Source organism: Paraburkholderia sp. BCC1884 (assembly GCF_900996225.1).
Taxonomy (GTDB): Bacteria; Pseudomonadota; Gammaproteobacteria; order Burkholderiales; family Burkholderiaceae; genus Paraburkholderia.
Genome location: NZ_CAAJGL010000033.1, coordinates 16,238 through 41,392, shown reverse-complemented (window position 1 = coordinate 41,392; position 25,155 = coordinate 16,238). Strand labels below are relative to the sequence as shown.

The 25,155-nt window shown below is 64.9% G+C and carries 22 protein-coding genes; 17 read left to right on the top strand and 5 right to left on the bottom strand.

Going from position 1 to position 25,155, the window contains the following annotated elements:
• Nucleotides 1–186: 186 nt before the first annotated feature.
• The 4 genes from FQ705_RS02190 to fumC all read left to right on the top strand — a co-directional run bounded on the left by FQ705_RS02190 (nt 187) and on the right by fumC (nt 6,043).
• The gene (locus tag FQ705_RS02190; RefSeq protein WP_144137829.1) at nt 187–1,599 is read left to right on the top strand and encodes an MATE family efflux transporter; all 1,413 of its coding nucleotides are present in this window, start codon (nt 187–189) and stop codon (nt 1,597–1,599) included.
• Nucleotides 1,600–1,922: 323 nt separating this feature from the next.
• Entirely contained in the window at nt 1,923–2,882 is a 960-nt protein-coding gene (locus FQ705_RS02185) for a bile acid:sodium symporter family protein (RefSeq protein ID WP_144137828.1), read from the top strand.
• Between the two features lie 147 nt (nt 2,883–3,029).
• The gene (locus FQ705_RS02180; RefSeq protein WP_144137944.1) at nt 3,030–4,628 is read left to right on the top strand and encodes a phospholipase D family protein; all 1,599 of its coding nucleotides are present in this window, start codon (nt 3,030–3,032) and stop codon (nt 4,626–4,628) included.
• A gap of 14 nt (nt 4,629–4,642) precedes the next feature.
• Nucleotides 4,643–6,043, top strand: a complete 1,401-nt coding sequence (gene fumC / locus FQ705_RS02175) for a class II fumarate hydratase (protein WP_144137827.1) — start codon at nt 4,643–4,645, stop codon at nt 6,041–6,043.
• Nucleotides 6,044–6,143: 100 nt separating this feature from the next.
• Here the strand turns inward: fumC and FQ705_RS02170 are convergent, their stop codons facing one another.
• Both FQ705_RS02170 and FQ705_RS33915 read right to left on the bottom strand, forming a co-directional pair.
• On the bottom strand, nt 6,144–6,650 hold the full coding sequence (locus FQ705_RS02170; RefSeq protein ID WP_144137826.1) for an acyl-CoA thioesterase: 507 nt from the start codon (nt 6,648–6,650) through the stop codon (nt 6,144–6,146).
• A gap of 166 nt (nt 6,651–6,816) precedes the next feature.
• On the bottom strand, nt 6,817–6,960 hold the full coding sequence (locus FQ705_RS33915) for a hypothetical protein (RefSeq protein WP_186307764.1): 144 nt from the start codon (nt 6,958–6,960) through the stop codon (nt 6,817–6,819).
• Between the two features lie 237 nt (nt 6,961–7,197).
• On the opposite strand from FQ705_RS33915, the gene FQ705_RS02165 reads away from it, so the two are divergent.
• Together FQ705_RS02165 and FQ705_RS02160 are read left to right on the top strand one after the other, a co-directional pair.
• Nucleotides 7,198–7,911, top strand: coding sequence for an ArsR/SmtB family transcription factor (locus tag FQ705_RS02165; RefSeq protein WP_144137825.1), 714 nt, complete (start codon nt 7,198–7,200; stop codon nt 7,909–7,911).
• 160 nt (nt 7,912–8,071) lie between these two features.
• Nucleotides 8,072–10,585 carry a DUF6600 domain-containing protein gene (locus tag FQ705_RS02160; RefSeq protein ID WP_144137943.1) on the top strand — a complete coding sequence of 838 codons (2,514 nt, stop codon included), beginning with the start codon at nt 8,072–8,074 and terminating at the stop codon, nt 10,583–10,585.
• Nucleotides 10,586–10,698: 113 nt separating this feature from the next.
• Here the strand turns inward: FQ705_RS02160 and FQ705_RS02155 are convergent, their stop codons facing one another.
• Nucleotides 10,699–11,670: a thymidylate synthase gene (locus FQ705_RS02155; RefSeq protein ID WP_144137824.1), complete on the bottom strand. Its 972-nt coding sequence runs from the start codon at nt 11,668–11,670 to the stop codon at nt 10,699–10,701.
• A 151-nt stretch (nt 11,671–11,821) separates the two neighbouring features.
• Nucleotides 11,822–13,216 (bottom strand): sigma-54 dependent transcriptional regulator, encoded by a 1,395-nt coding sequence (locus FQ705_RS02150; RefSeq protein ID WP_144137823.1) that lies wholly within the window; start codon nt 13,214–13,216, stop codon nt 11,822–11,824.
• Nucleotides 13,217–13,753: 537 nt separating this feature from the next.
• Here FQ705_RS02150 and FQ705_RS02145 point away from each other — a divergent pair.
• The 9 genes from FQ705_RS02145 (at nt 13,754) to FQ705_RS02105 (ending at nt 22,199) form a co-directional block, all read left to right on the top strand.
• Complete coding sequence (locus FQ705_RS02145) at nt 13,754–14,251, top strand: hypothetical protein (RefSeq protein WP_144137822.1); 498 nt, start codon at nt 13,754–13,756, stop codon at nt 14,249–14,251.
• 84 nt (nt 14,252–14,335) lie between these two features.
• Entirely contained in the window at nt 14,336–14,863 is a 528-nt protein-coding gene (locus FQ705_RS02140; protein ID WP_144137821.1) for a hypothetical protein, read from the top strand.
• The gene (locus FQ705_RS02135) at nt 14,860–15,486 is read left to right on the top strand and encodes a hypothetical protein (protein ID WP_144137820.1); all 627 of its coding nucleotides are present in this window, start codon (nt 14,860–14,862) and stop codon (nt 15,484–15,486) included. Before FQ705_RS02140 ends, FQ705_RS02135 begins: the two co-directional genes overlap by 4 nt.
• A gap of 26 nt (nt 15,487–15,512) precedes the next feature.
• Entirely contained in the window at nt 15,513–16,880 is a 1,368-nt protein-coding gene (locus FQ705_RS02130; protein WP_144137819.1) for a hypothetical protein, read from the top strand.
• Between the two features lie 89 nt (nt 16,881–16,969).
• Entirely contained in the window at nt 16,970–17,683 is a 714-nt protein-coding gene (locus FQ705_RS02125; protein WP_144137818.1) for a C39 family peptidase, read from the top strand.
• A 7-nt stretch (nt 17,684–17,690) separates the two neighbouring features.
• Nucleotides 17,691–18,497 carry a peptidase C39 gene (locus FQ705_RS02120; protein ID WP_144137817.1) on the top strand — a complete coding sequence of 269 codons (807 nt, stop codon included), beginning with the start codon at nt 17,691–17,693 and terminating at the stop codon, nt 18,495–18,497.
• Nucleotides 18,498–18,599: 102 nt separating this feature from the next.
• Nucleotides 18,600–20,036, top strand: coding sequence for a hypothetical protein (locus FQ705_RS02115; protein ID WP_144137816.1), 1,437 nt, complete (start codon nt 18,600–18,602; stop codon nt 20,034–20,036).
• 24 nt (nt 20,037–20,060) lie between these two features.
• On the top strand, nt 20,061–21,626 hold the full coding sequence (locus FQ705_RS02110; protein WP_144137815.1) for a sigma-54 dependent transcriptional regulator: 1,566 nt from the start codon (nt 20,061–20,063) through the stop codon (nt 21,624–21,626).
• Between the two features lie 69 nt (nt 21,627–21,695).
• Entirely contained in the window at nt 21,696–22,199 is a 504-nt protein-coding gene (locus FQ705_RS02105; protein ID WP_144137814.1) for a dihydrofolate reductase, read from the top strand.
• A gap of 80 nt (nt 22,200–22,279) precedes the next feature.
• Here FQ705_RS02105 and pmbA read toward each other — a convergent pair whose 3' ends face one another.
• Nucleotides 22,280–23,650 carry a metalloprotease PmbA gene (pmbA, locus tag FQ705_RS02100; protein WP_144137813.1) on the bottom strand — a complete coding sequence of 457 codons (1,371 nt, stop codon included), beginning with the start codon at nt 23,648–23,650 and terminating at the stop codon, nt 22,280–22,282.
• A gap of 230 nt (nt 23,651–23,880) precedes the next feature.
• On the opposite strand from pmbA, the gene yjgA reads away from it, so the two are divergent.
• Both yjgA and mog read left to right on the top strand, forming a co-directional pair.
• Nucleotides 23,881–24,492: a ribosome biogenesis factor YjgA gene (yjgA, locus tag FQ705_RS02095; protein WP_144137942.1), complete on the top strand. Its 612-nt coding sequence runs from the start codon at nt 23,881–23,883 to the stop codon at nt 24,490–24,492.
• Nucleotides 24,473–25,138, top strand: a complete 666-nt coding sequence (gene mog, locus FQ705_RS02090) for a molybdopterin adenylyltransferase (RefSeq protein WP_144137812.1) — start codon at nt 24,473–24,475, stop codon at nt 25,136–25,138. The genes yjgA and mog overlap by 20 nt, the downstream gene beginning before the upstream one ends.
• The last annotated feature ends 17 nt before the right edge of the window (nt 25,139–25,155 follow it).

The following is a 25,155-nucleotide window of genomic DNA, read 5'->3' as shown; positions in this document are numbered from 1 at the left end:
CCGCGTTCAGGCAATAAGCTGTCAGTCCCAACAGTTAAACAACCGGCTGACAGCCGCCCCAACGCTCGCGCAGGCGCTCATGGAGCCGCCGTCTCACGTTAGCGCCGCCGCTTTTCGCGTGAATTCCGTGCGCCCGCGACCGGCGCCCACCGTCGCGCTGTCGCCCTTTCCGCCGCCAGGCGTTCCATGACTCAATCCGGCTTTACCCGGGTGGCCACCCGGCCGCCGACCCTGACCCGCCACGCAGCCGACACCGCCCGGCTCGCCGCGCCGCTCGCCATCTCGCAACTCGCGCAAATGGCGATGGCCGTCACCGACACGATCCTGCTCGGCTCGCTCGGCCCCGACGCGCTCGCCGCCGGCGGCCTGGGCGCGAACCTGTTCTTCGTGGTGGTCACCCTGCTGCAAGGCGTGCTGACCTCGGTCAGCGTGAGCGTGTCGCACGCGCGCGGCGCGCAGGACGAAAGCCGCGTGCCGCATATCTACTGGACCGGCTTCGTGCTGTCCGTGCTGCTGTCGATCCCGGCGTTCTTCCTGCTCTCGTTCGCGACGCCGATCATGCTCGCGTTCGGCGAGCCCGCGCTGCTCGCGCACAACGTCGGCGAATATGCAGCCGTGCTGCGCTGGGGATCGCTGGGCAGCCTGATCGGGGTCGGCCTGATGCGTTCCTTCCTGCCCGCGATCGGCGCGGCCAAGCGACTTCTGTGGGTATCGCTCGTAAGCGTCGCCGTGAACGGCTTTCTCAACTACGGGCTGATTCACGGCGCCTACGGTCTGCCGCGACTCGGCTTTCTCGGCTCGGCGGCCGCCACCTCGATCACCGTCTGGTTGAGCGCGCTCGTGCTGATGGCGCTGTTGCATCTGCGGCCGCGCTATCGCCACTTCGTCGTCGCGACAAGGCCAAACGTGCCCCTGATGGGCGAGCTATTCGGCATCGGCTGGCCAGTGGCGATCACCTACGGCGTCGAGTCGACCTTGTTCCTCGCCACCGGCGTGATGGTCGGCCTGCTCGGCGAATCGCAACTGGCCGCGCATCAGATCGCCCTGAACGTCGCCTCGGTGGCCTTCATGGTGCCGCTCGCGATCGGCCAGGCGGCCAACGTGCGAGTCGGCTTCTGGTCCGGCGCGGGCCAGCCGCTGGCCGCGCGCCATGCGGGTTTCGTCGCGCTGGCGCTCGGCGTAGCCTTCATGACGCTCTCGGGGATCGTGCTGATTGCCGCGCCGCACTGGATCGTCGGCCTGTATCTGCATCTCGACGACCCGGCCAACGCGGCCACGGTCAAGCTCGCCAGTTCGCTGCTCGGCGTGGCCGCGATCTTCCAGATCGTCGACGGCATGCAGACGGTCGGCTCCGGCTGTCTGCGCGGCCTGAAAGACACCCGCGTGCCGATGATCGCCGCGGCCTTCGGCTACTGGGTAATCGGCTTTCCGACCGGCTACACGCTGGCGTTTCACTTCGGCCTGGGCGCGCGCGGTCTCTGGTGGGGACTTGCGGCGGGACTCGCGAGCGTCGCGCTACTGATGACGCTGCGCTTTCACAAACTGAGCTTGCGCCGTGTCCCGCCTGCGTCGGACGCGCCGCCTGCCGCCTCGGCGTGAAACCGGCCCGGACGCTCGAGCCGGGCCACGTTCACCTCGTTGCAATCGCAACCATCCCGCTCATTTGCCGGATGCCGTCGAAGCCGCGCTGAAGGTAAAATGCGCGCTTCGACGCACTCGCGCTCACCCGCGCCTCTGCCCCGACATACCGCTCGCGCGCCTCACGAAGGCTAGCGCCGCCAGCAGGCTCATCAGCCGCTCGCACCCCTCGCCGCGCTTTTCGCGGCCGGCTTCAGGACGCTCGCCGCACCCATGCGACCGAACGCCCGACCGACCTTCGACCTTCGCTTCTCGCACTAAAACATAACCAGGGACCACCCGTCATGCTTGCCCGCGTCACCCGTCTTTTCCCGCTCTGGGCCGTGCTCGTTTCGATTGCTGCGTACTTCTCGCCCGCCTCGTTCGCGCCCGTCGCGCCGCACGTCACCACGCTCCTCACGATCATCATGCTGGCGATGGGCGTCACGCTCTCGGTGGCCGACTTTCAACGCGTCTTCACGCGCCCGGCGCCGGTGATCGCCGGCATCGTGCTGCATTATCTGGTGATGCCGCTCGCCGCCTGGCTCATCGCCAGGGCTTTGCGCATGCCGCCCGACCTGACCGCTGGCATGGTGCTGGTGGGCAGCGTGGCGAGCGGCACGGCCTCGAACGTGATGATCTATCTGGCGCGCGGCGACGTCGCGTTGTCGGTGACGATCAGCGCGTTGTCGACGCTGGTCGGCGTGTTCGCGACGCCGCTGCTCACGCGTCTTTATGTGGACGCCTCGATCGTCGTCGACGTACACGGCATGCTGATGAGCATCCTGCAGATCGTTGCGCTGCCGATCGTGGTCGGCCTCGTCGTCAATCATCTGTTCGGCAAGCTCGTGCGCAAGATCGAACCGGTTCTGCCGCTGATCTCGATGGTCGCGATCGTGCTGATCATCGGCGCAGTGGTGGGCGGCACACAGAAGAGCATTGCCTCGGTCGGTCTGGTGGTGATGCTGGGCGTGGTGCTGCATAACGGCATCGGCCTGCTTGGCGGCTATTGGGGCGGCCGTTTGCTCGGCTTCGACGAAGCCGTGTGCCGCACGCTCGCCATCGAAGTAGGCATGCAGAATTCCGGCCTCGCCGCGACGCTCGGCAAGCTGTACTTCACGCCGATCGCCGCCCTGCCCGGCGCGCTCTTTTCGGTTTGGCACAATCTGTCGGGGTCGTTGCTCGCAGGCTATTGGGCCGGACGTCCCGCGAAAGGCTCCACGCATGTCGACGGCCAGCCGGCATTGAAAGCCGAGCGCAGTTGACGGCGTACAACGCGCGATTCCCCTTAGAATGCACTTCTCGGCAGTACGAGCCACTTGCGCTGCCGCCACGAGAAGCCTGCAAACAAGGGGAAAAGCGTGTTGTGGCATCAAGCTAAGAACAAGAGCGCACTGCAACGCCACCGCGCGTTGAGCTTCACGAGACATTTCTTCCTGGTCTGTTGCGCAACGGCATTTCTGACTGCCTGCGCGACCAAACCACCCGCCACGGCATTCGACCGTGACGTCACGCACGCCCTACCCGCCACCGATACCAACCCGCTGCACACCGCGCTCGCGCCGCTCGAAACAGCGCATCCGAACGAGTCCGGTTTCCGCGTGCTGTCGAGCGGCACCGACGCCTTGCAGATGCGCATCGCACTCGCGCGCGCGGCGACGAAAACGCTCGACATGCAGTACTACATCGCCAACGAGGACACCACCGGCAAGCTGCTGCTCGGTGCGGCGCTCTACGCGGCCGATCATGGTGTGAGAGTTCGCATGCTGGTCGACGATCTGAACTTCAAGGATATCGATCAGGTGATGGCCGGCCTGAACGCGCACGACAACATCGAGATCCGCGTCTTCAATCCATTCGGCAGCGCGCAGGAGGGCGTATTCGAACGCACGACGAACCTGTTTACGCAGATTGGCCACTTCACACGCCGCATGCATAACAAGGCGATGATCGCGGACAATCAGTTGGCGATCGTCGGCGGCCGCAATCTCGGCGACGAGTATTTCAGCGCCAGCGAAACCCTGCAATTCCGCGATCTCGACGTGCTGGCCGCCGGCCCGATTACTGCCGACGTGTCCGCGAGTTTCGACGACTACTGGAACAGCAGCATCTCGTATCCGCTGCGCGTGTTGAACAAGCAGAAGTTCGACGCGAAGGAGCTCGATCAGACGCGCGACGATCTGCGCCAGCACTGGCGCACCAACGCCGAACCGTATAACGCGAAGCCGCTGAACGCGACCCCGCTCGCCTCGCAGATCGCCAGCGATCAGCTCGGCCTGACCTGGGCGCCGGCCGAGTTCAAGGCCGACCTGCCGGAGAAGATCGTGCATCCGTCGCCGGATTACGTGAGCCCGCCGATGCAGCGTCTGGGCGAACTGATGCGCGACGCGCAACAGGACTTCCTGATCATTTCGCCCTACTTCGTGCCGCACGAAGCGGGCGTCAAGGCGGCCGGCGAATTGACGCACCGGGGCGTGCGCATTGCCGTGCTGACCAACTCGCTCGCCGCCACCGACGCGGTCGCCGTGCAGGCGGGCTACAGTCCGTTTCGCGTGCCGCTGCTGCAACAGGGTGTGGAGTTGTACGAATTCAAACCGCAACAGAACACGCCGCGCGCCGGGATCGTAGGCTCGCGCTCACGCGCCAGCCTGCATGCCAAAACCTACGTGATCGACCACAAGATTCTGGTGATCGGTTCGATGAACCTCGATCCGCGCTCGGCCAATCTGAACACCGAACTGGCGCTGGTGATCCATAGTCCGGCGCTCGCCGATCAGGTCGCGCAAATCTTCACGCACGCCACCTCGCCGGAGGAAAGCTACCGCGTCACGCTCGCGGACGCCACGCAACAGGCCTATCTGCGCTCGATCGGCGCGCCGCCCTCGCCGCTCGTCTGGACCGACGTCGAGAACGGCCGGCGCCGCACCTATATTTTCGACCCGCAGGCGGGTTTGTACCGGAATGCGCTAACGGGTCTATTCTCCCTATTGCCTGTCAACGCAGAACTTTGAAAGCGGAGTGAAACATGACTGAAGACGTACGAATGGAGCGCGACACGTTCGGTGAAATCGGTGTGCCGAACGCTCGCCTCTGGGGCGCGCAAACGCAGCGCTCGTTGCAGAATTTCCGCATTTCGACCGAGAAGCAGTCGCCTGAACTGATCACCGCGCTGGCCGTCATCAAACGCGCCGCCGCCGAGGTCAATCAGGGTCTCGGCGTGCTCGACGAAAGCAAGGCCCGCGCGATCGTCGAGGCTGCCGACGAGATCATCGCCGGCCAGCATCCCGAGGAATTTCCGCTGGCCGTCTGGCAGACGGGTTCGGGCACGCAGACCAACATGAACCTCAACGAGGTGATCGCCAATCGTGCCAGCGAGTTGCTGGGCGGCGAGCGCGGCGAAGCACGCAAGGTGCATCCGAACGACGACGTGAATCGCGGCCAGTCGTCGAACGACGTGTTCCCGACCGCCATGCACGTGGCCGCGGCCTATGCGATCGTCAAGCATCTGTTGCCGGCGCTGAAGACGCTGCGCGACACGCTCGACGGCAAGGCGAAAGCGTTCGCCGGCATCGTCAAGATCGGTCGCACGCACTTGCAGGACGCCACGCCGCTCACGCTCGGCCAGGAATTTTCAGGCTATGTGGCGCAACTCGATCACGGCATGCATCACGTGGAATCGGCGTTGCCGCATCTGTACGAGCTCGCGCAGGGCGGCACAGCGGTCGGCACGGGTTTGAACGCGCATCCGCAATTCGCCGACAAGGTGGCGGCCGCGATCGGCAAGCAGACCGGCCTGCCGTTCGTATCGGCGCCGAATAAATTCGAAGTGATGGCCGCGGCCGATGCGCTGGTGTTCGCGCACGGCGCGCTGAAGACCGTCGCGGCGAGCCTCAACAAGATCGCCAACGACATCCGCTGGCTGGCAAGCGGCCCGCGCTGCGGTTTGGGCGAACTATCGATTCCCGAGAACGAACCGGGCAGTTCGATCATGCCGGGCAAGGTCAACCCGACTCAGTCCGAAGCGCTGACGATGCTGTGCGCCCAGGTGTTCGGCAACGATGTCGCGGTGAACATCGGCGGTGCGAGCGGCAATTTCGAACTGAACGTGTTCCGGCCGATGATCGCGCACAACGTGCTGCAATCGGTCCGCCTGCTCGCCGACGGCGCGCAGAGTTTCAACGACAACTGCGCGGTGGGGATCGAGCCGAATCGCGAGCGCATCGATACGCTGCTCAACGAATCGCTGATGCTGGTGACGGCGCTCAATCCGCACATCGGCTACGACAAGGCCGCGAAGATCGCGAAGCAGGCGCACAAGGAAGGCACCACGCTGAAGGCGTCGGCGCTCGCGCTCGGCTATGTCACCGAGGAGCAGTTCGACGAGTGGGTACGACCGAAAGATATGGTCGGCAACTCGGCGGCGTAGAACTCGGCCCGCGACTCAATCCGCGAAACAGCAGCCCGCGTGAATCGAAGCTCCGCGCGGGCTGCCTGCAGGATTGACGGCGCCCCGTTGGCGCCGTCGCTCAAACCTTGCCCTGCGCCACTTCTTCCGGCTTCAGCTCGACGATCGCGTCGAGCGCTTCTTTCACGTCCATTGCGTATTTGGCCAGACGCCGCTGTTCGTCCGTCTCCGGCACGAAGGCCGGCACCGGCACCGGGTGACCGTTTTCGTTGACGGCGACCATCACCACCAGACAATCCGTGGTTTGCAGCAATTCGCCGCCCTTCGGGTCGCCGGCATGCACCGACACGTGGATATGCATGCTGGTGCGCCCGGTCGCCACGATGCGCGCACGCAGTTCGACCAGGTTGCCCACCAGAATCGGCCGGCGAAAGCGGATGTTGCCCACGCTGACCGTCACGCAATAGCGACCCGACCAAACCGCCGAACACGCGTACGCGGTCTCGTCGATCCACTTCATCAACGCGCCGCCGTGCACTTTGCCGCCGAAGTTGACCGAGGTCGGCTCGGCAAGAAAGCGGAAGGTGGTCTCGGAACGGTCCAGCGGCGCTGCGGAAGGGGTGCTCATCTTGACTCCGGTCAATCGGATGCATTGAAAGGAGGCGATTATACGAGCGCAATATTGACCGCGTGAGGCATTGGTTGCGCTGGGCGACGGAATATTCGACCTGACCGGCGCGATATCGACGACGAGCGTGCGATCCGCCGGCGGCTCATTTGCGAACCGCGAAGGCTTATTTGCGAACCGAGATGCCTTCGTCGATCGTGCCGTACATCGAGATGCTGCCGGTGCCCGCCCCCGAACCCGAGCCGGCGCCGCCCTGCGCGCAGGCGCCGAGCAGAAGGACCAGGGTGCTGATAGCGAGAAGAGTTTTCATGACGACGTGTTCCGGCAAGGTCAGAATCCGATTCTAGCCTGGCCGCCCGGCGCAACACCGAAGCGCTTTTTGCTCCTTGCCTTGGCTGTCTCGCGGCGCACGGGCAGCGCACGGGCAGCGCCGGGTTTTCGTAGCGAGTGCATCCGACAGTTCACGTTAAGCTGAAACATCCCTTACCGCAGCCGGATAAAGTGGATTGCATGGCGCCCTGTCCGCGCCGCCAACTGGAGACGCATCATGTCCGCCTCGCTCGCAGACGAACAAAACCATTTCCCCGGTCTGAGCCGGATCGGCGCCCTGCTGGCCGACCCCGGCCGCGCCGCCATGCTGTGGGCGCTGATGGACGGCAGCGCACGTCCCGCCGGGGAACTGACGCTCATCGCCGGGCTTTCGCCGTCGGCTGCCAGCGCCCACCTCGCGCGCCTGACCGACGGTGGTCTGCTCGCGCTGGAAGTGCGCGGGCGGCATCGCTATTTCCGGATCGCGTCGCCCGACATCGCGGCGTCGATCGAAGCGCTGGCCAACGTCGCGCAAGTCAGCGCCCCGCAGCGGCCCGTCCCGCGTCCGGTGCGGACCGTGCCGCTCGACATGCGCTACGCCCGCACCTGTTACGACCACATGGCCGGCGAACTGTCGGTGCAGGTGTACGCGAGGCTGGTCGAACGCGGTTTGCTGACGCTGCATGGCACGTCGCTGGAAGCCACCACCGAGGGCGCCGCCCGCTTCACCGACTGGGGCATCGACATGTCCGCTCAGAAAAGCCGCCGGCGCCGCTTTGCCTGCACCTGTCCCGACTGGAGCGAGCGGCGTCCGCATCTGGGTGGCGCGCTCGGCGCGGCGTTGCTCGATTCGTGGTGCGGCCACGGCTGGGTCGAACGGACCGAGCGTCCCCGCATCCTGCGCGTCACGCCGGCGGGGCATCGTCATTTCGATGCGTTCCTGGCGGCCTGAAGCCATACGGATAGTCCGCATTCCGCTTACGAAAAGCCTTATCGAGACCTTTTGTTACATGCTGATGCCGGGGCCTTACAAAAGTGGGGGCCTTGAAACAAACGCCGCAGGTAGAGTGGTTTCCGGGATGCCGCACAGGCGGCTTCCGCGGAGATAAATGATGAAAACAGCGACCACACTTAAAACTACCAGACACCATACCCAACGCGCGATCGGTTACACGCTGATCGCCACCGCCGCTTTCCTCTTTGCCGCGCAAGCCGGCTTTGCACAGGAAGCCGGCGAAGCGCCGCAAGGCGCCGCCACCCAGAACACCGATCCGCCGGGACGCGTCGCGCGCCTGAACTACTCGGCGGGCTCCGTCACCACGGAACCGGCCGGCGCGACCGATTGGTCCTATGCCCAGATCAACCGTCCGCTCACCACCGGCGATCAACTGTGGAACGACCAGAACGCACGCTCGGAACTGCATATCGGTTCGACCGCGGTGCGCCTCGGCCAGTCCACCAGTCTCGATCTGCTGAACCTCGACGACAACGGCGCTCAACTGAAGGTCGCGCAAGGCACGCTGTCGGCGCGCGTGCGCGAACTCGCGCCGGGCCAAACGTATGAAATCGACACGCCGAATCTGGCGCTCGGCCTGAACGGGCCGGGCGACTATCGCGTCGACGTCGCGCCGGACGGCAGCAGCACCACGGTCACCGTGCGCAGCGGCAGCGCAACGGTTTATGGCGATGCCGGCCAGGTGCCGGTCGCCGCCGGCCAGCAGATCCGTTTCGCCGGCACCAATCTGCAACAGGCCGCGGATAACGGCGCGCCTGGCCTCGACGGGTTCGACCAATGGGCCGCTGCGCGCGATGCGGCGGAAGACCGCTCGGTGTCAGCACGCTATGTTTCGCGCGATATCCCCGGCTACCAGGATCTCGATGCCAACGGCACGTGGCGCAGCAGCCCGCAGTATGGCGAGGTGTGGGTGCCACGCGCCACGCCGGCCGGTTGGGCGCCGTACCACGACGGCCATTGGGTATGGCAGGCGCCGTGGGGCTGGACCTGGGTCGACGACGCCCCGTGGGGTTTTGCGCCCTATCACTACGGCCGCTGGGCCTATGTCGACGATTCGTGGGCATGGGTGCCGGGGCCGGTCGCGGTCAGCGCGCCGCCTGTTTATGCGCCCGCGCTGGTGGCCTTCGTCGGCGACGGCGGCGGCGGTGGCGGCGGAGTGGACTGGGGTGTGAGTCTGGCGATCGGCGGTGCGGTGGCGGCGGGCGTCGCGTGGTTCCCGCTCGGGCCGGGCGAGCCGTGGCATCCGCAGTGGGGCGGCCACGATCACTGGAGCCCCGGTTATTACAACCGCGTCAATCGGACGACGATCGTCAACAACTACAACCGCAACGTGAATGTGACCAACATTCACAACACGTACATCAACTATCGCGCGCCGGGCGGCGTGACGGCCGTGGCGGCGACTGCGTTCGTGCACGGTCAGCCGGTGGGACGCTTCGCGCAGAAGGTGGATCCGCAGCAGTGGCACAACGCGCGCTTCAATGCGGGCGGCCCGGGCATTGCGCCGGTCAGGGAGAGCTTCGGACCTGGCCTGCGCAATGCGAATTACCGGCCGCCGGCGGGTGCGATGGCGCGCCCGGTGGTTGCCACGCGCAGCCCGGCGATACCGGCGGCTTACCACGACAGCCTCGCGCAACGTTTCGCGCAGAGCGGCGGCAAGGTCCCGGGTGCGGGGCAGCCGATCGTGCGCACGTCCGTGCCGGCACATATGGGGGGCGGTCCTGGCGTTATGCCGACGCAGAACGTGCGGGTGGTGCAATCGCATATGGCGGGCCGGACGCCGGGCGCGGCACCGGGAGCGCCGGGCGTTCCCGGTCGGCCGGGCGGGCCTAACGAGCCGCAGCAGGCCGGGCAGCGGCCGGGCGAAGCGCCGGGCAACGGGCAGCCTCAGCGCGGCGCCGAGGCGCAGGCGCATCCGGGGATGCCGCAGCAAATGGCTAACGAGCGCCAGCAGCCCGGCGAGGCAGGTCGTCCGGCGAATGGCGTACCGCGTCCGCCGCAAGCCGGCGGTGGCAATCCGGGCGCGTCCGGGCAGCAGCATGGCGGTCCGCAGCAAGCCGGTCAGCAACCGGGGGCGAACGAACGCCATGAGCCGGCATGGACGCAGCCGCATGCGCCAATGGCGCAGCAGGCCCAGCAAGGTCAACCGCAGCACGGCGGCCAGCCGGAGCCGGCGCGACAGGCGGAAGCTCGCCCGCAGGCGATGCAGCCGCAAGCTCAGCGGCCGCAGGAACCTCAGCGTCAGCCGGAAGCTCAACGGCCGCAGGAACCTCAGCGTCAGCCGGAAGCGCAGCGGCCGCAGGAACCGCGTCAGCAGCCCATGCAGGTGCAGCAGCAGCCGCGCGAGGAAAACCGTCCACAGCAGGCGCAGCAGCGTCCCGAACCACGCCCCGAGCAGCGTCCGCAGCAGGTTCAGCAGCCGCGCCCGGAACAGCGTCCGCAGCAGGTCCAGCAGCCGCGCCAGGAGCAGCGTCCGCAACAGTCCCAGCAGCAGCGTCCAGAGCCGCATCCGCAACAGGCTCAGCAGCGTCCTGAGCAGCATTCGCAGCAGCAGCAGCACGCCGAGCAGCACTCGGGCGGCGGCAATCGAGACGAGCATCACAAGGGCTGAGCAACATGAAGCGCGTCCCGCACCAGGCATCTGTCAGTTGAGCGACGTGAAACAAAAAACCCCCGCGACTCACGTCGCGGGGGTTTTTCTTTAGCCTGCCGGTCGAGGGAACTTCAGACCGCCATCGGCGCCGTCAACGGCTCGTGGTGTCGATAGTCGACCAGCGAGAAATCCGACGGCTCGACCTTCTCCAGCCATTCCGGTTCATACACGCCGGTCCTGGCATAATCCGGCACGCGATCCGAAATGGCGAAAGCCGGGCTTTCGTACGGCTCGCGCTCGAGTTGCTGTTTCAGCATGTCGAGCTGATTTTCGTAGATGTGCGCGTCGCCGATAAAGTAAGTGAACCAGCGCGGCGTATAACCCGTCAGACGCCCAACCAGATGCAGCAACGCCGCACCCTCGGTCAGATTGAATGGCGTGCCGAGCCCGACATCGTTGCTGCGGATATACAGACACAGGGAAATTTCACGCCGCGCCACATTCGGCAGAAACTGATAAAGCAGATGGCAAGCCGGCAACGCAATCTGATCCAGCACTGCCGGGTTCCAGGCATGAAACAGAATGCGCCGGTCAGCGGGATTCTGCATGATCGTATCGAGACACTGACGCAACTGGTCGATCGCTTTATATAGCAGCACTTTGCCGCTGCCGTCCTCGTCGAATTCGGTCACTACTTCGAAGCCGCGTGCGGTCGCATCGGCGATCTGCGCGGTAGCGCCCGCGTCCAGCACCTTGTAGCCCGGCCACTTGCGCCACTGCACGCCGTAGACGTCACCGAGGTCGTCCGGCCCCTCCCGATAGGGATTCGCCAGCCATTGCGGATTCTGGTTGGCGTTCGCATCCCACACCTTGCAGCCGAGATCGCGGAAATCCGCGGCGCTACGCGAGGCGCGCAGAAAGCCCACCAACTCGCCCACCGCCGACTTGAACGCCAGCTTTTTCGTGGTAACGGCCGGAAAGCCCTGCTGGAGGTCGAAGCGCAACATGGCGCCCGGCATGCTGATGGTGCGGATGCCGGTGCGATTCTCCTGCCACGTGCCAGTGTCGAGAATCGTGCGGACGAGCTCGAGGTATTGTTTCATGCGGGTTCCTTCGACGCGGCGCGTGCACGCAGTCGCTGCGTTCGCCACGGAGATTGAGAGGAAAACCCGATTTTAACAAGTGCGGCCGGCCGGTGTCCGGCCCTGAACGATGCCAGACGAAAAACCGACCCGAAATATCAGCGAAGCCGGCTTAAAGATGCGGCACCGAGGCCGGCAAATCCCCGTGCGGCGCAGCCATCGGCTCGCCTTCCATATGGCGCATGCCATGCGAGCACAGCAACCGGTACAGCGTCACGCGCGAAATGCCCAACTCCTGCGCCGCGTCGCCCAGACGTCCGCGATGACGCAGCAGCGCCAGTTCGATCGCCTGCCGTTCGGCCGCCTCGCGCGCCTGCGCGAGCGACACCGGCACGATCTCGACGTACTCGGCCAGTTCCAGATCGCGCGCCGTGATCGCCCGCCCTTCCGACATCACGATCGCGCGACGCACGCGGTTGATCAACTCGCGCACGTTGCCCGGCCAGCCGTAGTTATGCAGCGCCGCGATCGCGTCCGGCGCGAAGCCGCGCAAACGGCGGCTTGCATCTTTCTTGAAACGTTCCAGCATGTGGCGTGCAAGCAGTTCGATATCCTTACCGCGCGCGCGCAGCGGCGGCTCGTCGATCTGCAGCACGCACAGGCGGTGATACAGATCGGAGCGAAAGCGTCCTTCGATCATCGCCGCGGTCATGTCCACGTGCGTGGCCGAAATGATGCGCACGTCGACGTCGATCGCGCCATGCCCGCCCAGCCGCTCCACTTTGCGTTCCTGCAGAAAGCGCAACAGGCTCGCCTGACTTTCGAGCGGCAAGTCACCGATTTCATCGAGAAACAGTGTGCCGCCATTGGCCGCCTCGACCCGGCCGATCTTGCGCTGATTGGCGCCCGTAAACGCACCGCGCTCGTAGCCGAACAATTCGGATTGCAGCAGATGCGGCGGAATCGCACCGCAGTTGATCGGCACGAACGGCGCATTGCGCCGTGCCGAGCGCTCGTGAATCGCGACCGCGGTCAATTCCTTGCCCGTGCCCGACTCGCCCGAGATAAACACCGGTGCGTCGGTCATCGCCACTTTGCGGATCGAACGGAACAGCGCGAGCATCGCGTCGCACGAGCCGACCATTTCGCCTTCGGCGCCTTGCGAGGCATCGTTCGAAGCGGGCTCGCCCAGCGAGATCATGCCGTATGCATGGCCGACCGAATCGACGATCCTGTCGCCTGAATAAGGCACCGTTACATAATCGAAACAGTAGTCGCGCACGAGCCGGCGCAGCGCTGCGTCCTGCAATTGTCCCGGCATGGTGGCCGCGACCCAGCCGACGTTCGGCATGGTCAGACAGGATTCGAAAGCAGCAATCTCGTGTGGCTGAAAATCACTAGACAAATCCAGCAAGCCGCCCGCCGCCATTCCGGCGCGAACCGCCCGACGCACGTCGCGCGCCGACCCCACCACTTCGACATGCCAGCCGCGTTGATGAAAGCGGGTATTCAGTTCCGCGCTCGGATCGCGTGAAACGTAAATCAGTTGCCGCGTTGCGGGTTCCATTATTCAGATCCTCTCGTCAACGAACGTTAAGGATGACGCACGCACCTGAACCAAAATTCAGACACGCTGACTCGTTCGGGATTCGCGAAATAGCAAAAACCGAACGGCCATTCCATTCCGTGCGGACAGCTGATCCCCAAGAAAGCGGCGTGTGTGTTTGAGACGGCCCGTTAGCGGGCTTTTTTAAATCTGAAGCTCTTTTTCGAGAGCTTACTATACGCGCGCCGCTTGGAAAACAAATATGCGAATTTAATCGGGGATTCCTTATCCAGAAAGGCATAGCGGCCGATAAATAATTATTCAGCGGAGGAATAAAACATTTGTGGAAGCGCTTTTCCTGGCGTTCACCCGAAGGTAGTTCGTTCCGGCGCGATTAACAAATTCCAGGTATTTTCTGCCTGCCGTTTCAGCGCTGAAACATTTCTGTCCGATTTTGCCGATCTTCTGCCCGAGGTAATGGGCCGCATCCAGAACCATCAACGGATTGCGAGCGGTGGCACACGTTTCGCTAAATGCTGTGCACCAAGGAGACACATCATGCGACTCGCTTTCCGCATCGACCTGAGCAGCATCGCAAATCGCGCCGCCTGTTGCGCCGCCATCGCTCTGATCGTGCTGCCCGCTGGCGCCCAGGCACAGGTCGCCGCACCGGCCCTGTCCGCCACGCTGGCGGAAAACGCCGATACCGGACCCGCCAGATTCAGCAATGCCGTGTTCACCGTGCCGGCCGCTTCGGACACCGTGATCGGCGTTGCCGGCCAGATCCGTCTGCTGGCCAGCACGATGCGCAACCTCCCGGCCGATAGTGCACAAGTGAACGATTTTTCGCTCGACGACCAGGCGCTCTCGCGGCAACGCGGCGGCGCGGTCGGCATGTTGATGGTCGCCGCCACGCCGCAGCTGATGCGCGGCAACGGCGCTGGCAACAACGTGACCTTGTGGGACGAGATTGCCCCGCCGTCCTCACCGCTGCCGATTCCAGTCGACGCGGCGCGCTCGGCGCAAGGCAACGTCGCCAGCTACCAAAGAAAGTAGCCGAACAAATTAACAAAGCAAACAGATGGCTGTGGCGGACCGCACACACCACGCGCTAACGAGACAAGAGCAGGGACCGACGACATGACTACTTCCATCCAGACGCCGCGCGCCATCAGGTTGCCGGCGGCGTTATCGCCCTGGTTGCTCACGGCAAGCGCCGCCGTCGCCGCCGTCCTCACCGCCTGTTTTGCCGCCGACGCCGTCGCCCAGCAAGCCGTCAATCCGGGCGACATCATCGTCGAACGCACGGTCACGCCGCGCGACGCCTTCATCCCGGTGCCGAAAAGTCAGGACCCGGTCGCGGTGCGCGCCACCACCTTCCCGGCGAATACGTTCAATCCGGCGATTGCCCAGCTCGTGGGCGACACCGATCTGACGAATGCGCACGGGTCGAGCGGCGTGGTCGAAGGCGGTGTGCTGGGCGGCTCCGGCATGCAGGCGGTCACGCAGATCCTGAGCGGCAAGGCGACCGGCAACAACATCGCGCTCAACTCCGGCGGCATCGGCCTGCCGGCGCCGGGCATCGGCGGCACCATCACCTCCTCGGTGACGGGCGCGCTGGCTCCGCTGACCAATGCGCTGGGCGGCGCACTCGGGGGCATGAAATGAACGCGCGCCCGATTCGTCCGCTGCATGCGGCCCTGTGCGTCCTCGTGAGCGGCGCGGCCTTCGTAGCGAGCCATGCACACGCGCAAGCGGTGCCGGTCGTCGGCGCCACCGCGACCATCGGCAACGGCGCCGCGGCCGGTGTGACGGGCGCGCTGGTGGTCAACGAAACAGCCGGCCTGAACAACGTCCAGGCCAATCAGATCACGTTATCGAACGGCGCGCTGGTCGGCAACGACAACGCCAGCGTGCAGAGCGCGACGGCGGCGGCGAAGCTGACCAATGCACGTGCCTCGATCGAAGCCAACGCATTTTCGAATACATCCGGCGCGGTACTGGTGAACCAGTCCGCCGGAGCAGGGAATCTGCAGCGCAACAGCACCCAGATCGGGACTGCGGCGCTCGGAGTCGAGACCGTCTCGGATGGGGAGCTATCCGCGACGGCCCCGAAAAACGGAAGTCTGGGTCAATCCATCGGGGTTCATAGCGTACGCGAGGCAAACATCTCCAGCGATGCCTTCAAGAACGTCAGCGGGATCGTGCAGATCAACCAGGCAGCCGGCGCCGGTAACACCACGGCAAACAGTTTTGTGCTCCGTCCCCCGGCGGGCACTTTTTTTAACTGACCACACTTAAAGTATCGGAGCGAATCATGAAGCGCACTCTTATTGCCGCAGCCGTACTCGTCGCCGCCTCCAGCAGCGCATTTGCCGCACCGCAAAAGGCCTACCTGTTCAATGCCACGCTGATCGGCGAAGAAGTCGGCGTCGAAGGTCTGGTCGGACTGTATGGTTGCGTGCACGTATCGAGCACGGCCGGTGCAGTGGTGAACAACAGCCAGTCGGTGAACGTCAACGCGACGCTCAACCCGCAAGCTCAAAGCTACACGAGCGGCCGCGTGACGACCACGGTCAACAACAACACGTCGACGGCCGTCGGCGGCGGCACCGCGGGCATCGCGTTCAGCCAGAGCCATACGTCGAAGTCGTCGGACTCGCAGGGCTACCAGGCGTCGGCAGGCTACGCCTACGGCAACCAGAGCAGCTCGGTAACGGGTGGCGGCTATCAGTACAGCCAGCAGGCAGCCGGCACCGAAGGCGGCTTCAGCCACACCAGCCAGAACTCCGGCGGCCACATTGCAGCGGGCGGCTCGATCGGCGGCAGCGTGAACGTCGGCCCGAATTCGATCCATGCGAGCGGCGGCCTGCATGCCGGCTACAACGAATCGAGCTACGCCAACACCTCGGGTGTCGCCGGCGGCTTCGAAGCCACGGAAGGCTCGGGCCAAGGCAAGGCATGGAGCTACAACGCCAATCAGGGTTCGGGCTACGCGGCAGTCGGCGAGCAATCGTCCGGCTACACCAAGAGCTCGTCGTCCTCCACGGACGCCTACGGCGTAGCGTTCAGCATCGACGCGGGCCTCGCGACGACCGACGTGACGACCACCGGTTCGGTGACGCAGCACACCAACACGCAAACGGCCGGCACGCTGACCGCCACGACTGGCACGAACGCCGCCAACGGCGTGTCGGGCAACCTCGGCATCAACATCACCGAAGGTATCAGCAACGCCCAGAGCAACGACGTGTCGCTCGCCTCGGTGGATACCGGCAACGTGTTCGGCAACGCGCAGATCTTCAGCTCGCAGGCATCGGCCGGCACCGCCAGGATCAACAACTTCAATCTGAATGCGTCGATCGGTGATGGTTCGCTGTCGGGTGTGACGGGCAATGTCGGGGTGAACGTCGCCTCGGGTATCGGCAACGTGCAGAACAACAGCCTCGCCGGTTCCGTCACGACGACCAACCCGGGCAATGCGCTGACCACGGCCATGGTCGCCACGGATGACAACTCGCAAAACGCCAACATGAAGGTGACGGGTCAATTCCAGGGCACCGCGATGCTGGGCGCCAACTCGCTGGCCGGCGCGTCGGGCAACATCGGCGTGAACATCGCCGGCGGTGCGGGCAACCTGCAGCACAACGGTCTGGCGATCGCTGCGCTGAACAGCGGCAAGTAAGCTGACGGCAGGCACCGGAAGCCATAAAAGAAGGGAGGACGCGCCGGCAGCCGTAGAGCGGCCGGCGCGTACATAAGCGGGAGACCAGCATGTCCGGGTTCAAGGGGTTCCCGGCGCTACGTTTCATCGTGGCGCTGGCAGGTTGCACGCTGTGCGCGGACCAGACCTACGCGCAGTCGAGCATCGACACGTCCACTTTCGCCGGCGTGCCGTTGACCAAGACGGTTCGTTCGATGAAGGACATCCGTTACAACCACATCGTCAATCAGCAGTTCGATTACAGCTGTGGCGCGGCAGCGCTCGCAACGCTCCTCAAATACGGCTATGGCATCGATATTCCGGAGACCGAACTGATTCGCCGGATGATGGTGTTCTCCACGCCCGAAGTGGTCGTCAAAAATGGCTTCTCCATGCTCGACATGAAGAAATTCGTCGAGACCATCGGTTTGCGCGGCCGCGGCTTTCGCGTCACCGCCGACGCACTCCAGCACTTGCAGATACCCGTGATGGTTCTGATGAACATCGACGGGTACGAGCACTTCGTGATCGTCAAGCACGCCCAGGATGGCCGCGTTTTCATCGCGGACCCGGCGCTCGGCAATCGCATCGTGCTCGAAGAGGACTTCGCGAAGACCTGGAACGGTCTCGTGTTCGCGGTCCTCGGCAAACCCTTCAGGGAGGATTCACCGCTCTTGCAGGACAACGAGTCGCTCGCGCTCAAGCTGCGCGCCAACGCACTGGCTAACGGCACGGCGGCGACTCCCTTTGTCGAGTACGGCTTGATCAAGGCAGACCTGTTCTGACCCAACCATGAAGCAACAACTCACACGACTCGGGCTCGCAATCTGCACGGTGATGTGCGGCCTGAGCAGCAACGTCCATGCAGCATCGGCTACCGGCTCGCCCCCGCTGCCCGAGTTTCTCGCCGCTCACGACGCGGGCACCGCCGCACTCAAGGTCCAGATGGTCGACGACGACGTGCTGGCCACCCAGACCGGCCGCGGCGTTGGCGGCATGATGATTTCCGGCTTCGTTCTGAACGTGCTGTCGCAATGGCAACTGCCCAACGGCGTGACCGCCCTCGCCCAAGGCACGCTCTCCGCGGTTCAGAACACGGTCGGCCAGGTCGTCACATCCGTCAATACGCTCGCGAGCGTCACGGGCGGCACCGGCAGTTCCGCCAACTCCGGGGCCAATCCGAACGCGCAGACGAACGGCGGGCAAAGTATTTCGGTCAACGGCGTGTCGCAAGTCACGCAGGTAGCGGGCGACCGGAACAGCGGCAGCAACTCCGCACTCATCGATTTCAACAGCAACACCTTGAACGTCGCGGGCACCGCCAATGCCCCGTCGGCCTCGGCCAGCAATTCGACCGGCTCGGTAAAAGCCGGCATCTCGTTCGGCAGCAACGGCATCAGCGTCGCGCTGCAGACACCGGCTGGGCTCGCTACCCAGACCATTGCACCAGGGAACGGGCAAATCGCCCAGTTGCTTCAGATTGCAGGCAATAACCAGCAAGTCGCCAACGCATTGCAGTTGCATTTGCAGACGCAGCAAATGTCAGCTTCGATGGTCCGTCAGCTAGGCGTACTACAAGCTCTGCAAAACCGGAGATAACGATGCGGGCCGCCACCCGCCACTGAAGGACCAGCAGCACAGATACGGTCGCACGCCGTCAGCCGTTCGCGGAGCGCAGCCGGAACACCGGGGGAATACAAAATGAAGAATTTTTCAACGACCAGGGCGCCTCGCGTGGCACTCGCGGCCATTCCGGCCGCCGTCATGCTCTTCGCCTTTTCACACAGTGCGAACGCGCAGGCGCTCGCGGGACAATCCGTCGAAGACCGTCTGACTACCCTGATGCGCGTCGTCGACGAGCAGCAGCGGCAGATTCATTCGCTCGAGCGGCAAGTCACCAATCTCGAGATGTCGCAACGCGGCCGCGGCATGCCGGGCTACGGCGCGCCCGCCGGCAGCGAAGCGGTGGCCGAGCAACCCGGCGCGGACGGCCTGCCCGTACCGTTGCCGCCGCTCGCCCAGGTGAATCCCGGCGCGCCCGCGCCGGGCGGCACCACGGGCACCGCGACCGGTGTGCCGGTCAATCCGCCGCCGCCCGAGGGCAACAGCGCCGGCGGCCTGCCCGCCGCGACCGACGGCAGCGGCGCGATCGGGCAGACCCAGAAGGCTTCCGAACCGGTGCGCACGCAAGCCGAAGAAGCGGTCGTGCAGCGCGAACACGCGCCGCTGTTCGACCACAAGCTGACGATGGACTGGGGCATCAGCGACACGTACTACGATCGCCGCCAGTTGCAGTTGTCCGGCTTCCTCGCACTCGACGCGATTTTCCTCGGCAACATCAACCTCGGCGAGACCAAGTCGCACCAGGTAATGGCCGATCTCGACACCCGTTACGGCCTGACCGACCGGATCAGCGTCGATGTCGACGTGCCGTACATCTACCGGCATAGCAACTTCATCGTCGGCGGCGCGGGCGGTGCGGCGAGCACGCTGTCGGATGCGTCGGTGAACGGCAGCGCCATCGGCGACGTCAACTTCGGGATCTACTACCAGTTCCTGAAAGAGACCAACAGCCTGCCCGACGTGGTCGGCAGTCTGCGCTTCAAGGCCCCGACCGGCACCTCGCCGTTCGGCGAAAAGCTCGTGCAGGTGGACGACAACAACACCAACCTGGTGGCGCCGAACAAGCTGCCCACCGGCACCGGCTTCTGGAACGTCACGGCAGGCGTCTCGCTGCTGAAGACCTACGACCCGGTCGTGCTGTTCGGCAGCCTGTCGTACACCTACAACATCGCCCGTTCGTTTGCGGATATCTCGTCGGTACAAGGCCAGACCCAGCCGGCGACGGTCAAGCTCGGCGACATCGTGCAATTCGGCGGCGGCGTCGCGCTCGCGTTCTCCGACAAGGACTCGGCCAGCATCTCCTACACCATGGCGCTCGAGCCGGAATCGAAGACGCGCGCGCCGGGCGGCTCATACGAAAAAGTGCCGGGCAGCGAAACCACCGCCGCCGCGCTGAATTTCGGTCTGAACCACGTCGTGAACAAGCATCTGACCATCAACGGCTCGGTGTCCGTCGGCTTGACGCCCGACGCGCCGAACTTCGTGGTCGGCGTGCGGTTCCCTTATACCTTCTGACGTGACAACGATACGAGGTCGAACGTGCGTGAATCACCTCATCTGACCAGTGTGACTCCGGTAGCCGGAGCGGGCTCGCATCTCGCGCTGGCGCTGCCGCCGGAGAAGGCGGTGGCCCGGCCCGCCGAGGCGCCGACCGGGCGGCCAGCGGCCCGGGCCGCGGCCGTCGTGTCGCCAATGGGCGGCGCGACGCCTCTCAATCGTGCGCAAGCCGATCGGCTGCTGCTATACGTGGCGCGCACGCCGGACGAGACGCTGATCGCGCATCTGAAAAGTCGCGGCTGGCAGGTCGCGGCGGCGCGCTCGGCGCATGAACTCGGGCGAATCGTGAAACCCGACCTGACCTGCGCCGGCATCGTCGATCTGGCAAGCTTTCCGCCGCGCGATCTGGCCGGACTCGAAGCGAGTCTGCGGCAGCAGCAGGTCGGCTGGATCGCGCTCGCCACCAGCGAACGGCTCAACGATCCGCTGGTGCGGCGGCTCGTGCGCCACTACTGCTTCGACTTCGTGAAGATGCCGGTGGCACATGCGAGCGTCGACTATCTGGTCGGCCATGCGTTCGGCATGGTTACGCTGTGCGAACCCGAACTCACGCCGCCTACCAGCGATTCCGGCGACGAGGAAATGGTCGGCACCTGCGAAGCGATGCAGCAACTCTTTCGTACCATCCGCAAGGTGGCGAACACCGATGCCAGCGTGTTCATCTCCGGCGAGTCGGGCACCGGCAAGGAACTCACCGCGTTAGCGATCCACGAACGCTCGCCGCGTCGTAAAGCGCCGTTCGTCGCGATCAATTGCGGCGCGATTCCGCATCACCTGCTGCAATCCGAACTGTTCGGCTACGAGCGCGGTGCCTTCACCGGTGCGAATCAGCGCAAGATCGGCCGCGTGGAAGCAGCCGACGGCGGCACGCTCCTGCTCGACGAAATCGGCGACCTGCCGCTGGAAAGCCAGGCGAGCCTGCTGCGCTTCCTGCAGGAAGGCAAGATCGAGCGCCTGGGCGGCCGCGAATCGATTCCGGTGGACGTGCGGATCATGTCGGCGACTCACGTCGATCTGGAAGACGCGATGCGCGACGGGCGCTTTCGCGCCGACCTGTTTCACCGGCTGTGCGTGCTGCGCGTGGACGAACCGCCATTGCGCGCGCGTGGCAGAGACATCGAAATTCTCGCGCATCACATTCTCGGCAAGTTCAAGACCGATAGCGCGCGCAAGATTCGCGGCTTCACGCCGTCGGCGATCGAGGCGCTCTACAACTACAACTGGCCGGGCAACGTGCGCGAGTTGATCAACCGCGTGCGCCGCGCCATCGTGATGGCGGAGAACAAACTGATTTCCGCCGACGACCTCGACCTCGCCCACTTCACCGCGCAGCAGAGCGTGACGCTCTCGCAAGCGCGCGAGGCCGCCGAGAAGCGGGCCATCGAAGCGGCGTTGCTGCGACATCGTCATCGGCTGAACGAGGCGGCGGTCGATCTGAACATTTCGCGCGTCACGCTGTACCGGCTGATGGGTCAGCACGGCCTGCGCGAACTGAGCGCGGCCGACGAGAAGCTGGCACTGGCGGGAGACGATCCGGTGACCGGCTAACGGTGGGGTTGGCGGCCCCACTCCGCGCCTCAGGTAGAATCGATCCGGTTACGTTCCCCTTTCCACTCGATGACGACGCTCACCCTGATCGTCGCTCGCGCCAACAATGGCGTGATCGGCCGCGACAACCAGTTGCCCTGGCGACTTCCGGAAGACCTCGCGTTCTTCAAGCGGACCACGATGGGCGCGCCCATCATCATGGGCCGCAAGACGCATGAATCGATCGGCCGGCCGTTGCCGGGTCGCCGCAACATCGTCGTGACGCGCGACGCCACGCGGCGCTTCCAGGGCTGCGACATGGCCACCACGCTGGAAGGCGCGCTCGAACTGGCCGCTCAGGATCAGGCGCCGGAGGCGTTTCTGATCGGCGGCGCGCAGTTGTACGCGGAAGGTTTGCGCCAGGCCGACAAGCTCATCGTCACCGAGATTTCCGCCGATTTCGAAGGCGACGCCACCTTCCCCGAACTCGACGAAAACGAGTGGGAAGAAGTCGCGCACGAAACGCATCGCGCGGATGCGCCGAACGACTTCGACTACGCGTTCGTGACGTATACGCGCAAGGGCAGCGCTTGAGGTTGAGGTCAACGCCCGGCGCGCACGGATAAAAAAAGCCACGCAATGATCTGCGTGGCTTTTTTGTTTTCAGCTGCCGCTTACTGCCCGGCGATCGTCATCCGTTCGATCAGCACCGAGCCGGTTTGCTTGGTGCCGCGCGTGATCGTATCCGCGCCGATCGCGACGATGTGGTGGAACATCTCCTGCAGCGTGCTCGCCACCGTGATTTCCTCCACCGGATACTGGATCTTGCCGTTCTCGACCCAGAAGCCCGACGCGCCGCGCGAATAGTCGCCCGTCACGTAGTTCACGCCCTGCCCCATCAGTTCGGTCAGCAACAGGCCCGTGCCGAGCTTGCGCAGCATTTCCTCGAAGTCGTCTTCCGGACGCGTCAGCGAACTTTTGAACGACAGGTTGTGCGAGCCGCCCGCGTTGCCGGTGGTCTGCATGCCGAGCTTGCGCGCCGAATAGGTGGAGAGGAAATAGCCTTCCACCACGCCGTCTTTCACCACCGAGCGCTGTTTGGTACGCACGCCTTCTTCGTCGAACGGCGCGCTGCCCATGGCGCGTGCGACATGCGGGTCTTCGACCACCTGGATATGCGGCGCGAACACCGGCTTGCCGAGGCTATCCACCAGGAACGACGTCTTGCGATACAGCGCGCCGCCGCTCGTAGCCTGCACGAACGCACCGAGGATGCCGGCGGCGAGCGGTGCTTCGAACAGCACCGGCACCTTGCGGGTGTCGAGGCTGCGCGCGCCGATGCGCGACAGCGCGCGTTGTGCGGCGTAACGGCCTACCGCTTCCGGATCGGCCAGGTCGCCGGCGCTGCGCGTCGACGTGTACCAGTCGTCGCGCTGCATGTTGCGGCCGCTGCCCGCGATCGGTGCGCACGCGACGTAGTGGCGCGAATACGGATAGCCTGCGAGGAAGCCGCGCGAAGTGGCCAGCACGAACTGCGAGTGCTGCGCCGAGACGCTCGCGCCTTCCGAGTTCTTGATCTGCGGATCGGTGGCGAACGCCGCGTCTTCCGAGCGGCGGGCAATTTCGACCGCCTCATCCGCCGACAGATTCCACGGGTGATACAGATCGAGATCGCGCGGATGGTTTTCGAGCAGGTCCGCTTCGGCGAGGCCCGCGCAATCGTCTTCGGCCGTGAAGCGCGCGATGTTGTAGGCCGCCGCAACCGTGTCCTTCAAGGCTTGCGACGAAAAGTCCGAGGTGCTCGCGTTGCCGCGCTTGTTGCCGATGAACACCGTCACGCCGACCATCTTGTCGCGGTTGTGTTCGATCGTCTCGACTTCGCCGCGCCGCACGGAGACGGACAGCCCGTCGCCTTCGGAAATCTCGGTTGCCGCGTCGGTACCGCCGAGCGACTTCGCGTGACGAAGGATGTCCGAGGCGATTTCCTTCAGTTCATCCTGGGTATGCGGAAAAAAGCGCTGCTTGACGTCCATGTCTGCTGCCATTGTCGTTGCCGTCCTGTTCGGGGCCGAGCGGCCCTGGGTGTTCGCACCGGTCACGCACGTGGGCGCGTGCCGGTGCTCTCATGGTCGTGCTCGAGTGCGTGCTCGTGTGCCTCGTCACGCATCCCGCGATCATAGCAAGGTACGCGCGAGCCTACCTGGCAATCGCCGCGCGCGGGCTGCTGCACAGCAGCGCGGGCGGTGCGGCGGGCGCGGCACGCTACAATATCGGTATGACACGCAAAACCCGCATTCAACCTATCGAATCCGCCGAGCCGGAAATCGACGAGAACGGTTACGACCGCCCCAGCAAGTCCCAGCTCAAGCGCGACATGCACGAGTTGCAGGAACTGGGCACGGCGCTGATCGCGCTCCCGAAAGACGCGCTCAAGCGCATGCCGATGCCCGAAAAGCTCGACGACGCCGTGCGCGAAGCGCGCCGCATCACCGACCATGAAGGCAAGCGCCGCCAGGTGCAGTACGTCGGCCGCGTGATGCGCTCGCTGCTGGACGAGGAAACCGCCGCGCTGCGCACCGCGCTCGACACCTATAACGGCGTCAACAAGGCGGAAACGGCCAAGCTGCACTGGATCGAGCGCACCCGCGAAAAACTGCTCGCCGACGACGCCGCGCTGACCGAATTCATCCGTCAGCACCCGAACGCCGATCCGCAGCAAGGCCGCACGCTGATCCGCAACGCCCGCAAGGAAGCGCAGCAGAGCAAGCCGCCGCGCTATTTCCGCGAACTGTTCCAGTGGATCAAGAACGCCGACGGCCCGTCTGCCGAGACCGATTCCGACGCCGACGCCACCCCGGACGACGACGATGACGACCGCGACGACTGACCAGCCGGCCCAGTCACCCCGGCAACCTCGCGGGCATCCCGACGAAATCGTGATCGGCCTCGTGTCGATCAGCGACCGCGCGTCGACCGGCGTGTACGAAGACAAAGGCATCCCGGCCTTGCAGGAATGGCTGGGCGCGGCGTTGGCCTCGCCGTGGCTGGTCGTCACCCGTCTGATTCAGGACGACGCATCGACTATTTCCGCGACCTTGGTCGAACTGGTCGACGAAGTGGGCTGCGATCTGGTGCTGACCACGGGCGGCACCGGGCCGTCGCGCCGCGACGTGACGCCGGAAGCGACCCTGGCGGTCGCCACGAAGGAAATGCCGGGTTTCGGCGAGCAGATGCGGCAGATCAGCCTGAATTTCGTGCCGACCGCGATTCTGTCGCGTCAGGTGGCGGTGATCCGGGAAACGGCAGAACACGCGGCGCTCATCATCAATCTGCCGGGTCAGCCGAAGTCGATCAAGGAAACGCTCGAAGGTCTGCGCGACGCCGAAGCAGGCGGCGCGGTGACGGTGCCGGGCATTTTCGCCGCGGTGCCGTATTGCATCGACCTGATCGGCGGGCCGTATGTGGAAACCAACGCCGACATGGTGAAGGCGTTCCGGCCGAAGAGCGCGGTGCGCGCGCCCCGGCAGGCTTAGGCTTGGGCGTCGACTCG

Bases quoted from the DNA above. Each gene is read 5' to 3' on its own strand.
- FQ705_RS02190 (WP_144137829.1), top strand. From the start codon at position 187: ATGACTCAATCCGGCTTTACCCGGGTGGCCACCCGGCCGCCGACCCTG.
- FQ705_RS02185 (WP_144137828.1), top strand. From the start codon at position 1,923: ATGCTTGCCCGCGTCACCCGTCTTTTCCCGCTCTGGGCCGTGCTCGTT.
- fumC (WP_144137827.1), top strand. From the start codon at position 4,643: ATGACTGAAGACGTACGAATGGAGCGCGACACGTTCGGTGAAATCGGT.
- FQ705_RS02170 (WP_144137826.1), bottom strand. From the start codon at position 6,650: ATGAGCACCCCTTCCGCAGCGCCGCTGGACCGTTCCGAGACCACCTTC.
- FQ705_RS33915 (WP_186307764.1), bottom strand. From the start codon at position 6,960: ATGAAAACTCTTCTCGCTATCAGCACCCTGGTCCTTCTGCTCGGCGCC.
- FQ705_RS02165 (WP_144137825.1), top strand. From the start codon at position 7,198: ATGTCCGCCTCGCTCGCAGACGAACAAAACCATTTCCCCGGTCTGAGC.
- FQ705_RS02160 (WP_144137943.1), top strand. From the start codon at position 8,072: ATGAAAACAGCGACCACACTTAAAACTACCAGACACCATACCCAACGC.
- FQ705_RS02155 (WP_144137824.1), bottom strand. From the start codon at position 11,670: ATGAAACAATACCTCGAGCTCGTCCGCACGATTCTCGACACTGGCACG.
- FQ705_RS02150 (WP_144137823.1), bottom strand. From the start codon at position 13,216: ATGGAACCCGCAACGCGGCAACTGATTTACGTTTCACGCGATCCGAGC.
- FQ705_RS02145 (WP_144137822.1), top strand. From the start codon at position 13,754: ATGCGACTCGCTTTCCGCATCGACCTGAGCAGCATCGCAAATCGCGCC.
- FQ705_RS02140 (WP_144137821.1), top strand. From the start codon at position 14,336: ATGACTACTTCCATCCAGACGCCGCGCGCCATCAGGTTGCCGGCGGCG.
- FQ705_RS02135 (WP_144137820.1), top strand. From the start codon at position 14,860: ATGAACGCGCGCCCGATTCGTCCGCTGCATGCGGCCCTGTGCGTCCTC.
- FQ705_RS02130 (WP_144137819.1), top strand. From the start codon at position 15,513: ATGAAGCGCACTCTTATTGCCGCAGCCGTACTCGTCGCCGCCTCCAGC.
- FQ705_RS02125 (WP_144137818.1), top strand. From the start codon at position 16,970: ATGTCCGGGTTCAAGGGGTTCCCGGCGCTACGTTTCATCGTGGCGCTG.
- FQ705_RS02120 (WP_144137817.1), top strand. From the start codon at position 17,691: ATGAAGCAACAACTCACACGACTCGGGCTCGCAATCTGCACGGTGATG.
- FQ705_RS02115 (WP_144137816.1), top strand. From the start codon at position 18,600: ATGAAGAATTTTTCAACGACCAGGGCGCCTCGCGTGGCACTCGCGGCC.
- FQ705_RS02105 (WP_144137814.1), top strand. From the start codon at position 21,696: ATGACGACGCTCACCCTGATCGTCGCTCGCGCCAACAATGGCGTGATC.
- pmbA (WP_144137813.1), bottom strand. From the start codon at position 23,650: ATGGCAGCAGACATGGACGTCAAGCAGCGCTTTTTTCCGCATACCCAG.
- yjgA (WP_144137942.1), top strand. From the start codon at position 23,881: ATGACACGCAAAACCCGCATTCAACCTATCGAATCCGCCGAGCCGGAA.
- mog (WP_144137812.1), top strand. From the start codon at position 24,473: ATGACGACCGCGACGACTGACCAGCCGGCCCAGTCACCCCGGCAACCT.